This is a genomic window from Streptomyces tricolor, from assembly GCF_002155905.1.
Taxonomy (GTDB): domain Bacteria; phylum Actinomycetota; class Actinomycetes; order Streptomycetales; family Streptomycetaceae; genus Streptomyces; species Streptomyces tricolor.
The window spans coordinates 1-690 of record NZ_MUMF01001010.1 but is presented as its reverse complement, the minus strand read 5'-3'; the positions used below and the strand labels follow the sequence as shown (position 1 = coordinate 690).

The 690-nt window shown below is 71.7% G+C and carries 1 protein-coding gene; it reads right to left on the bottom strand.

The features are described 5' to 3' along the window. Window positions 1-690, bottom strand: a 690-nt coding sequence (locus tag CCN44_RS42385; protein WP_086704603.1) for a TIR domain-containing protein, incomplete at both ends; no start/stop codon positions are given.

Below are 690 nucleotides of genomic sequence, written 5' to 3'. Positions count from 1 at the left end.
GTACGGCCAGGTCTGGAGCCAGTCGGAGCGGGTGTCGTCGACCGTGCAGCCGGCGAGCCTCAGCCGTTGGGCGATCTTGCGCAGGGCCGACTCCGAGCCGTCGAACTTGATGACGTTGCGGCCCGCGATGTCGGCGATGGGCCGCAGCCCGCCGACCTCGACCATCAGGGTGCGCTCCGGGTAGGCCATCAGCACCATGCCCAGTTCGATCAGCACGTTCGGCCGGGGCTGACCGGTCGGCTCGGTCTCGTACGGCGGCTCGGCCGCGCCCCGCAGGTCCGGGTGGAGCTGGACGACGTCGTCCGGGGTGAGCAGCACGAGGGCCGCCTGGGCCTGCTCGGGGGCCTTCGCGACGACCTCGCCGAGGAAGGGCGCCGTCTTGCCGGTGGCCCGGACCAGGTCCTCCCACTCCAGCGGACGCAGATCGAGCAGCCGCAGCAGGTCGAACATCTTCACCCGCACCTCCTCGTCCCGCCCGTGGACGACGAAGACGTTGCGGCGGCGGTCCGCGGCGGGGCCGGGGCGGTCCCGGTCCCGGTGGGCGCCGCCGGCGGGGGCGGGGACGGTGCCGTAGTAGTTCTGCGTGCCCGAGTTGGTGGTGTTGTGGTCGCCGGTGACGAAGCTGTTGTTGCTGCCGAAGTCGTTCCGGCTCCCGTAGTCGCTGCTGTTGCCACCCGTGGGTGTGTGTGT